Source organism: Glutamicibacter sp. AGC84 (genome assembly GCF_053543575.1).
This window is the reverse complement of the sequence record NZ_JBLVOC010000027.1, coordinates 337,431-345,851: the sequence shown is the minus strand read 5'-3', so window position 1 is coordinate 345,851 and position 8,421 is coordinate 337,431. Positions and strand designations below refer to the sequence as shown.

General features: G+C 61.8%; 7 protein-coding genes. 2 read left to right on the top strand and 5 right to left on the bottom strand.

Going from position 1 to position 8,421, the window contains the following annotated elements; all coding sequences use genetic code 11:
* Positions 1 to 30: 30 nt before the first annotated feature.
* Entirely contained in the window at positions 31 to 1,812 is a 1,782-nt protein-coding gene (locus tag ACNPN0_RS18050; protein ID WP_448937594.1) for an acetyl/propionyl/methylcrotonyl-CoA carboxylase subunit alpha, read from the bottom strand.
* A 302-nt stretch (positions 1,813 to 2,114) separates the two neighbouring features.
* On the opposite strand from ACNPN0_RS18050, the gene ACNPN0_RS18045 reads away from it, so the two are divergent.
* Positions 2,115 to 2,537: a hypothetical protein gene (locus ACNPN0_RS18045; protein ID WP_448938964.1), complete on the top strand. Its 423-nt coding sequence runs from the start codon at positions 2,115 to 2,117 to the stop codon at positions 2,535 to 2,537.
* Between the two features lie 191 nt (positions 2,538 to 2,728).
* On the opposite strand, the gene ACNPN0_RS18040 is transcribed toward ACNPN0_RS18045, so the two are convergent.
* On the bottom strand, positions 2,729 to 3,247 hold the full coding sequence (locus ACNPN0_RS18040; RefSeq protein WP_448937581.1) for a CGNR zinc finger domain-containing protein: 519 nt from the start codon (positions 3,245 to 3,247) through the stop codon (positions 2,729 to 2,731).
* Between the two features lie 25 nt (positions 3,248 to 3,272).
* Between ACNPN0_RS18040 and ACNPN0_RS18035 the strand changes: the two genes are divergently transcribed.
* Complete coding sequence (locus ACNPN0_RS18035; RefSeq protein WP_332594794.1) at positions 3,273 to 3,476, top strand: hypothetical protein; 204 nt, start codon at positions 3,273 to 3,275, stop codon at positions 3,474 to 3,476.
* A 54-nt stretch (positions 3,477 to 3,530) separates the two neighbouring features.
* Here ACNPN0_RS18035 and ACNPN0_RS18030 read toward each other — a convergent pair whose 3' ends face one another.
* The 3 genes from ACNPN0_RS18030 to ACNPN0_RS18020 form a co-directional block, all read right to left on the bottom strand.
* Positions 3,531 to 4,172, bottom strand: a complete 642-nt coding sequence (locus tag ACNPN0_RS18030; RefSeq protein WP_332594793.1) for a Maf family protein — start codon at positions 4,170 to 4,172, stop codon at positions 3,531 to 3,533.
* On the bottom strand, positions 4,169 to 7,672 hold the full coding sequence (locus ACNPN0_RS18025; RefSeq protein ID WP_448937582.1) for an MMPL family transporter: 3,504 nt from the start codon (positions 7,670 to 7,672) through the stop codon (positions 4,169 to 4,171). The genes ACNPN0_RS18030 and ACNPN0_RS18025 overlap by 4 nt, the downstream gene beginning before the upstream one ends.
* A gap of 4 nt (positions 7,673 to 7,676) precedes the next feature.
* Positions 7,677 to 8,421 (bottom strand): TetR family transcriptional regulator (locus ACNPN0_RS18020; RefSeq protein ID WP_448938963.1); only part of this gene is annotated, 745 nt, incomplete at its 5' end.

The following is an 8,421-nucleotide window of genomic DNA, read 5'->3' as shown; positions in this document are numbered from 1 at the left end:
GTCCAGGCCCTGCGTCGATACCAACGAGTGCTACTTGGCTTCTTCGATCGAAGCGATGACGGCGCCCGATGACAGGGTCTCGCCCGGGGCAACTTCCAAGCCGCTGACCACGCCATCACGGTGCGCAGTAATCGGCTGCTCCATCTTCATCGCTTCCAGCACGACAATCAGATCGCCCTGGGCCACGGCCTCGCCATTCTCAACGGCAACCTTCACGATGGTGCCCTGCATCGGCGAACGCAGTTCTGCGCTGTTCGCGCCAGCGGAGCTGGCTGCCTTGCGGCCCGGCTTGCGCTTCTTCTTGCCTGCGGCCTTCTCGGCACCGTTGGAGGATACCGAGCCCAGCGACGAAGGAAGAGTGACTTCCAGGCGCTTGCCGCCCACCTCAACGGTCACGCCGGTGCGCTCGTCCTCGGCTGCGTCCTCGCCGTCCATTGGCATCGGGTGGGGCTCGATGGCGGTATCGAATTCGGTTTCGATCCAGCGGGTGTGGACCTTGAACGGCCCCTGGGCCGGAACGAACGATGGGTCGCTCATCACTGCACGGTGGAATGGCAGCACGGTAGCCATGCCCTCGATCTGGAATTCTTCCAGCGCACGGCGGGCACGAGCCGCAGCCACTTCACGGGTGCTGCCGGTGACGATCAGCTTGGAAATCATCGAGTCGAAGTTCCCCGAAACGCTTTCGCCCTGCTCGATGCCCGAGTCAACGCGAACGCCGGGCCCCGATGGCAGGTTCATCTTGGAGATGGTGCCTGGGGTCGGCATGAAGTTGCGGCCGGCATCTTCGCCGTTGATGCGGAACTCGAAGGAGTGGCCGCGGATCTCCGGGTCGGTGTAGCCCAGTTCTTCGCCGCGGGCGATGCGGAACTGCTCGCGAACCAAGTCCAGGCCGGTGACTTCCTCGGAGACCGGGTGCTCAACCTGCAGACGGGTATTGACCTCGAGGAAGGAAATGACGCCATCCTGGCCTACCAGGAATTCGCAGGTGCCTGCGCCGTTGTACTTCGCTTCGCGCAAGATGGCCTTGGAAGCTTCGTACAGCCGGGTGGTCTGCTCTTCGCTCAAGAACGGGGCCGGCGCTTCTTCAACCAGCTTCTGGTTGCGGCGCTGCAGCGAGCAGTCGCGGGTGGAGACGACAACCACGTTGCCGTGGATATCGGCCAAGCACTGGGTCTCCACGTGGCGCGGTGCATCCAGGAAGCGTTCGATGAAACATTCGCCGCGGCCGAAAGCCGCGACAGCTTCACGCACTGCCGAGTCGTACATTTCGCCGATTTCTTCGCGGTTGCGGACCACCTTGATGCCGCGTCCGCCGCCACCGTAGGCAGCCTTGATGGCCAGCGGAAGTCCGTGCTCGTCGGCGAAGGCGTATACCTCGTCGGCCGAGGCCACCGGATCCTTGGTGCCGGGAACCAGTGGGGCGCCCACCTTTTCAGCAATGTGACGGGCCTTGACCTTGTCGCCGAGCTGGTCGATGGACTCTGGCGAAGGGCCAATCCAGGTCAAGCCCGCGTCAATAACAGCCTGGGCGAATTCGGCGTTCTCCGAGAGGAAGCCGTAGCCCGGGTGGATCGCGTCGGCGCCGGAGCGTTCAGCTGCGTCCAGGATCTTCTCAATGCGAAGGTACGATTCAGCGGCGGTGGTACCGCCCAGCGCGTAGGCTTCATCAGCCAGACGCACATGCAGGGCATCGCGATCCGAGTCGGCATAGACCGCAACGGACTCGATTCCTTCATCGCGTGCGGCACGGATAATACGCACTGCAATCTCGCCGCGGTTGGCGATAAGCACCTTCGTCAATGGATTCATCATGAACCTTGTCTTTTAAAAATAGGGTTTCTCAGCTATGAGCCTATCGTTTTTGTGGGAACTATATGTAGTTATCGCCTAGAACGAGGGTGTTAGGGTGAATTTTTTGGAGGAATCCTACAAAGGACCTTGGCGCTGGCTCAACGTGGAACCTGCCCAGGGAGGCTTGCGGACCCTGTTGCCGGCGAGGCCTGGAAGGGGCGCTGCTCTTCGCTGGTGCGCTGGCAGCGCTGGCCTCTGCCCTAGTCTTCGCGCACCCGGCGAACTAGGCTATCGACAAGATGGAAAACAAGGAGGCTGCCGTGGGAATTCGAGGCAAAGCGCTCTGTGCGCTGCTGGCTGCTGGAATGCTCGCCTTGGCCGGTTGTTCCAGCGCAACCGGCATCCCGGCGCTTGACCGCGAACCGGCTGGAACCGACCAGTGGCCGGGGGATAGGAGCCAGTTGGAGAACCTTGGCATGCAATCCGTGCGTTTTCTGGTCATGCACGGCAACGCCGACTACTTCGCCACCACATCGGCAGATGAGCAAACGGCTTGCCTGTTCAAATTCGCCCAGGGAGAGGCTTCCGCAGCTGGCGGATGCGGCGGGGCCGGGGACGCGGATGCCATCGTCGAAGTGAGCGCCCCTGGAACGAGGATGATGCTGGTCCGGGCCGGAGCCGACTTCTCGGACTTGGAAGAGGCGGGCTGGACCAGGATCCACGAGAACATTCTGGTGTTCTAGCTGGCCGGCAGCCCGGATCGCGCTGTGGAATGGTGTCCTGCCAAAGATTGGCGCCCACCGGCCAATCAGTGCCGCGCCAAACCCCCGTCCATCGCTGGATCCATCAACCCCAAGCGCGGCCAAGCCAACTCAGCCTCCCGTCATGCGCCGCCACGCCATGGCTCCGGTCTGGAAGGAATCAGCCCCGGCGGCTACGCCTGCCGTTCGCGGTGCCGCCTGACGGCCGCGCGATTGGCGCAACGCACCGAGCAGAAACGCTGGCGCCCGTTGCGTGTCACATCCACGACCACATGTCCGCACGGTGCGGCCTCGCAGCGCCGCAGCCGGTGCATGCCCCTGGTGGTCAGGTGCAATGCCGTGCCCACGCAGAAGACCGAGCGCAGCACCTGGGGCATGCTCTGGCCGTCATCGCGATAGTGCAGGTGCCAACCCTCCCCATCGTGGTCCACCAGGCGCGGATAGGCCGAAGTGCGAGCCGCCTGCAAATTCAGCAGCAGCGCCCGCTCGGGATCGGACGGCGCGTCAACGATGTCCAGCCAGTCATCCACCACCGCGCGCGTTTGGGCATAGTCCGAGGCGAGCCGCGGAAAGGGCATGGTCATGCCGCTCTGCCGGGTGCGTTGTTCGATGCCGTCGCGGTCCGATGGCCAGTCATTGGCCAGCGACGCAGCGAGGAGCACCGCATATTCTCCGTAAGGGTTGAGTTGCATAAGAGCATTACATCATGCTGGAGCCATGACTATTGCACAGCACAGCCAAGCCGTTGATTCCCGGCAGGAAACCGATGTCCATGAGCACTGCTGGGAGATCGGATCCAGCCATCGGACTTCCGCCGGGATTGTTGAATACTTCCATTGCCGCCGCTGCCGGCGCCACATCATGCTCCAGCGCGGGTTCGGGCACGAGCAGATGCTGCTGAGCAGGGAACTGCAGGCATGAAAATGGTGCCTTCCGCTGTGGGGCGGAAGGCACCATTTGCCGGACGGAACCGGATTATTTCCAGAGATCCACGATGCTGATCCCGGCTTGGGCCAGCAGGCCGCGCAGCACGAAGACATCCAATCCGACGACGTTCTGGAAGTTGCCTTCGATGGACTCGATGAAGGCTGCAGCCAGCCCGTCAATGGTGAATGCCCCGGCGCAGGGCAGCGGTTCCCCGCTGGCGACGTAGGCCTCGATCTCGGCATCATCCACGGTGGAGAAATGCACCACGGTGGAAGATACCTGGCCGCGAGCCTGTTCCGGATTGGCGGGATCAATCAGCCAATGGCCTGAGTGCAGGATTCCGGTAGAACCGCTCAGCTGCAGCCATCGTTCGCGGGCTACCTCTTTGGTGTGCGGCTTGCCGTAGGCCACGCCATCAAGTTCGAAGACCGAATCGCAGCCCAGCACCACGGTGCCTGCCGGATGATCTGCCTGGGCCACGTTCTCGGCCTTGGCACGAGCCAGCAGCAATGCGGTCTGCGCTGGACTCTGCTCGCCGTTGCGGGCCACGGCAGCTGCCAGCACCGCATCTTCATCCACCTCGGAAACCTGGGTGGTGAATTTGATGCCCGCATCGGCCAGGACCTTCTTGCGTCCCCACGAAGCCGAAGCCAGCAGCAACCGGGGTCCTGTCTTCATCTGTTCGCTCATACGGCGGCGTTCTCCTTGGCCTGGTCCTGGCTGGAATTATCAGCGGAAGTGCTTTCCCCGGAATCCAGCATATCGTTGAGTTTCGATCCTTCGACATCAACATCCGGCAGGATCTTGTCCAGCCATTTAGGCAGGTACCAGGCCTTGTCGCCCAGCAGGTGCATCACTGCCGGAATGAAGGTCATGCGGATGATGAACGCATCGAAGAGCACACCGAAAGCCAGCGCGAAACCGAGCGGGCGGATCATGGCCAGGTGCGAGAACACGAAGCCGGCGAAGACCGAGATCATGATCAGCGCAGCGGCGGTGACGACCGGTGCTGCCATCGAGAAGCCGGAACGGACCGCGTCCTTGGCCGGCTCGCCGTGAGCGTAGCGTTCACGCATCGCCGAGACCAGGAAGACCTGGTAGTCCATGGCCAGCCCGAACAGGATGCCGGTGAGCAGGATCGGCAGGAAGCTGAGCAGCGGACCGGGAACGTTCACATCGAAGAGGCCGGAGAACCAGCCGAACTGGTAAACCATGACGCTGGCGCCGAAGGCCGCGGCCAGCGAGAGCAGGAAGCCACCGGTGGCCAGCAATGGAACCACGACCGAACGGAAGACCAGCAGCAGCAGGATCAGCGACAGGCCAACCACGATGCTCAGGTACGGGACCAGGGCGGCGGTGACCTTTTCGGAGACGTCAATCTGCGCGGCAACCTGGCCGGTTACGGCAATGTCGGCACCCGTGGCTTCGGAGAACTCCGAGTAGTCGGCACGCAGCTGGTGCACCAGCGCTTCGGTGGCTTCCGAGGAAGGGCCATCGGTAGGGATCACCTGGATGGCTGCCAAGGTGCGGTCTTCGGTCATGGTGACTGGAATTGCGGCCACCACGCCGTTGTATTCGCGCAGTTTCTCGGCCACATCGAGGCTAGTTTCCTCAGCTTCGCGCTCGCTGAGCCCTGCAGGCAGATCAGCTAAGATCAGCAGCGGGCCGTTGTAGCCGGAACCGAACTTGTCGCTGGTTTGCTCGTAGGCCTGGAAGGCCTGCGAATCGGCAGGTTCTGCACTGCCATCAGGCAAAGCGGTTCGCATCTGCGTGGCCGGCAGGGCGATGGCACCCAGGACGAGTATCGCCAGCAGGGTCACCGGAACAGCGATCTTGGTGACCATGCGCACCCAGCGAATGGAGAATGATTCCTTGATCTGGGGATTCTCGGCATCCGCAGCTGCCTTCTTGCGGGCCCGCGTGGAAACCAGTTTGGTGCCGGCCAGGGACAGCAGTGCTGGCAGCAAAGTGATGTTCAGCAGCACCGAGCAGAACACGGTGAACGCTGCCGACAGGCCCAAGACGGTCAGGAACGGAAGTCCTGGAACAGCCAGTGCGGCCAGTGCGATGATCACGGTCAGACCAGCGAAGACTACAGCGTTGCCGCTGGTTCCGACGGCGCGTGCAATCGACTCTCCGACCTCCATGCCGGACAGCAGCTGCGAACGGTGGCGGTGGATGATGAACAGCGCATAGTCGATGCCCACCGCAAGGCCCAGCATGAGAGCCAGGGCAGGGGTAATCGAGGCCATGTCAATCAGCGAGGAGAACGCCATCGTAGTGCCCACGCCAGCGCCCACACCGAGGATCGCCAGCAACAGCGGCAGTCCGGCGGCGACCAAGGTTCCGAGCATGGCGATCAGGACAATGGCAGCGATGACCACACCAATGATTTCTGAGGCTCCGAAGACCTGGGACATGTCCTGCATGATCTCCTTGGAGAACAGCACCTCTACGCCGTTGGCCTGTGGACCTGCGGCGATAGCCTTGATCTGCTCGCGGTCATCGGGAGTCAAAGCGTCGGTCTGGACCTTGAAGGTCACCTGCGAAACTGCAGTACTGCCGTCTTCGGAAACGAAACGCATATCGGAGCTTGCGCCCACCTGGCGCGAAGCGAATTCCAGTTCAGCGCGGCCGGATTCCAGATCCTTCAGGCCTTGCTCTATGTCCTTCTCGCCCTGCTCAAGCTCGGCGGTCTTTTCCTTGATAGTTTTTTCGCCGTCTTCAAGCTGGTTCTTGGCTTCTTCCAGCTCGGCCTTGCCTGCAAGGAACTGGGCCTTCTTGGCATCGAATTCACGTTGCCCGGCCTCCAGCTTGGCCCTGCCGGCATCGAGCTCGGCCTGGCCTTCGCTCAGCTTCACCTTGTTGCTGGCGATCTCAGTTTTCGCTGCATCCAGCTGCGCCTTGGCGTCGTCCAGCTGGGTTTTGGCGGCGCTAAGCTGGCTGCGGTTCGCGTCCAGTTCCTGATGGCCGGCCTTGGCCTGGGCCTGTCCAGCGTCGAGTTCCTTGCGGGCAGCGTCAAGCTGCTGCAAGCCGGCTTCGGCCTTGGCGATCTGCTCCAGTGCCTCGGTGGCCTGCTGCTTGCCGGCGGTCGCTTGGGCGATAGCTTTCTCGGCTTCGGGTTTCGCGGTTTTCGCCGCAGCCAAGGCGCCTTCGCTGTCCGCTAGTTGCTTAGTGTACGCATCAATGTCGTCTTGGTTTCCGGCCGCCTCTGCCTCCGCCAAGAGCTGCTTGGTACTCTCGATCTGGGCCGGTAGTTCCTCGATGCCCTTTTCAGCCTCGGCCAGTCCTGCCTGTGCGGCGGCCAGGCCATCTTCAGCTGACTTCAGACCCGTGGTGGCTTCTTCCTTGCCGGCCGACAGGGTTGCGTCGAATTCTTCGCGGGGGGAGTCGCCCAGCAGCTGGTCCATGCCAGCCTGGTACTCCTTCTCGCCCGCGGCGAGCTTGGCGTCAGCGGCATCGAGCTTCTGCTCGCCAGCGTCGAACTTTGCGCGGCCAGCGTTGTATTCGGCCGTTCCGTCCTTGTACTGGGCTAATCCGGCGTTGTACTTCGCTTCGCCAGCTTCCAGCTGGGCACGACCCGAAGTCAGCTCGCGCTGGCCGGCTTCCAGCTGCGCGCGGCTATCGGCGAGCTGCTTTTCAGCGGCGGCAATTTGCGGCTCGGCAGCCTGGATTTCCTTCTGGCCGTCAAAGTACTGTGCCCAGCCATCGGTGAGTTCCTCGCGGCCTTCCTTGAGCTGCACCTTGCCATCGGCAATCTGCACCTTGGCATCGTCAAGCTTTTCCTGGCCGTCAACGAGTTCCTGCTGCGCTTTCTCCAGCTCTGGCTGCGCCTTATCGAGCTGTTCCTGCAGTTCGAAGGGGCTCATGGCTTCGACTACCTGGGACTGCATGGCCAGCTGTTCCAGGGACTCGGCGACGGCCTGCTTCTGGGTTTCGTTCAGCGGCCGGTTCGAGCTTTCACGGAACACAATCGAGCCAGAGCCGCCGGCGAGATCCGGGAGCTCTTCCTTCATTCGGTCGAGGGTGCGCTGGGTTTCAGTTCCGGGCAGGGTGAAGGTATTCGATAGCTGGCCCATGAACAAGCTGGCGCACAGGCCGATGAAGATGAAGGCCGCCAGCCACATTGAAATGACGCGGTAGCGGTGCAGGTGTGCCCATCGAGCGAGGCGGTAGAGGAGGGAAGCCATGAGCTTAGATGTCCTTCAAGGTGCTAGTGCTGGTCAGCGGCAAGGCGGTAAAACCCTGGTCAAGGGTTTTCATGGCCTGGGTAATCAAGGAATGGAAGACGGAGATGAGCTCGGGGGAAATATCCAGACCGTGAGTTTCGGTAGCTGGCAGACGCTCGATCCACTCATCAAATGCTGCTTGGCCTGCGCCGAGCAGAGCATGGGTAAAGACTCTGATGGAAAAACTGTCGGCCTGCGGATAACGGCGGGCGACTTTTTCGATGACTTCCGTGGTGGCTGTCCGCCATTCGTTCATCGTGGAGGGGAAGCCGCAGTTGGCTTCTTCCGTTCGCAAGAATGCACCAAACTGGGCCACTTGCCCGAGCATCTGCGACACGTCATCAGACTTGAGCGATTCGATGATCGCTTCGACCAGAGGCATGGAGTCGGTCAGGTCGCTAATGGAATCCACCATGGTTCCCAGAACCTGGTGCAGGGGATAGGAGAAGACCGCATCTACTGATGGAAAGTAGTTGAAGAGTGTACGGCGCGAAACACCGGCCGCTTCAGCGATCTGCGTAGCGGTAAGCGCCGTGGCAGAGCCGTTGCGAAGCAGGTCCGCGACGGCTTCAACGATGGCCTGTTTCGTTGCTCGTTTGTTTAGTTCGCGGCGGGTGCCGGTACTCGGGGAAGTCACATAACTTACACTACGTGCAAAGTTGCACCCTGTGCAAAGTAAATCCGTGTGACCTTTAACCGGAAAGGGGGGG

Bases quoted from the DNA above. Each gene is read 5' to 3' on its own strand.
- ACNPN0_RS18040 (WP_448937581.1), bottom strand. From the start codon at position 3,247: ATGCAACTCAACCCTTACGGAGAATATGCGGTGCTCCTCGCTGCGTCG.
- ACNPN0_RS18025 (WP_448937582.1), bottom strand. From the start codon at position 7,672: ATGGCTTCCCTCCTCTACCGCCTCGCTCGATGGGCACACCTGCACCGC.
- ACNPN0_RS18030 (WP_332594793.1), bottom strand. From the start codon at position 4,172: ATGAGCGAACAGATGAAGACAGGACCCCGGTTGCTGCTGGCTTCGGCT.
- ACNPN0_RS18035 (WP_332594794.1), top strand. From the start codon at position 3,273: ATGACTATTGCACAGCACAGCCAAGCCGTTGATTCCCGGCAGGAAACC.
- ACNPN0_RS18050 (WP_448937594.1), bottom strand. From the start codon at position 1,812: ATGAATCCATTGACGAAGGTGCTTATCGCCAACCGCGGCGAGATTGCA.